Origin of the sequence: Bowmanella yangjiangensis (assembly GCF_017255015.1) — a bacterium.
Classification (GTDB): domain Bacteria; phylum Pseudomonadota; class Gammaproteobacteria; order Enterobacterales; family Alteromonadaceae; genus Bowmanella; species Bowmanella yangjiangensis.
Genome location: NZ_JAFKCS010000627.1, coordinates 1 through 422, shown reverse-complemented (window position 1 = coordinate 422; position 422 = coordinate 1). Strand labels below are relative to the sequence as shown.

General features: G+C 59.5%; 1 protein-coding gene. It reads right to left on the bottom strand.

Going from position 1 to position 422, the window contains the following annotated elements; translation table 11 throughout:
* Nucleotides 1-305: REP-associated tyrosine transposase (locus J0A65_RS25990; protein ID WP_206597082.1), on the bottom strand; the 305-nt coding region annotated here is incomplete at its 3' end.
* Between the last annotated feature and the right edge of the window lie 117 nt (nt 306-422).

Below are 422 nucleotides of genomic sequence, written 5' to 3'. Positions count from 1 at the left end.
CCCTTGGCGTTAGTCAGCACCTCGTGCGCGCCTTGCTGACGAAGCATTGCAACGAACGCGATCTTAAATTTACGCACCCGCGCAGAATAATCCGCCTCGTCTGGCGGCAGCATCATCAGCAGGTGCAGATGATCCGGCAGTACCACCAGCGCAGGTAGACGAAAAGGCAGTTGCACCTGCACAACGCGCAAACACTGACGCACCTGCGCGGCATGTCTGCTCAACAGATCGCTGCCTCTGTCCTGTAGCGCCAAGGTCAGGAAGTAACAGGCACCGGCAACTCGGGCTCGGCGATATTTCACCATCCGGCACCTCCTTGTGCCTGCCTATCCCCGGATTTCATCCGGGCTACGTTTTGCAGCCCGGCGTTGGTTTACGTGGGCTCAGTAGCCCGGATGCAATCCGGGGCCGCTTCTAACGCC